General features: G+C 61.0%; 1 protein-coding gene. It reads left to right on the top strand.

The genetic code is table 11. The features are described from left to right. Positions 1-21: 21 nt before the first annotated feature. Positions 22-259: TorF family putative porin (locus tag Q0842_RS16170; RefSeq protein ID WP_298500543.1), on the top strand; the 238-nt coding region annotated here is incomplete at its 3' end.

The raw sequence follows: 259 nt of genomic DNA on the forward strand, positions 1-259 counted from the left end.
TCGCTTTTCATGGAGTGAAGCATGCTCAAACCCTACATCTTCCTCGTCAGTGCCTTGGCCGCCAGCCCGCTTGCCCAAGCGCAGATCTTCCAGCGCGAATTGGGCGACTTCGACCTTAAATTGGGCACCACCCCCAGCCGCAGCATGGCCCAGGGCCTGGTCAAGCCGACATCGCCCGGCAGTGATTCATTCCATGGCGGCCTGGACCTCAGTCACGACAGCGGCCTGTACATCGGCCAGTTTTCCCCGAACATGGGCC

Origin of the sequence: uncultured Algibacter sp. (assembly GCF_947495675.1) — a bacterium.
GTDB lineage: Bacteria > Bacteroidota > Bacteroidia > Flavobacteriales > Flavobacteriaceae > Algibacter_B.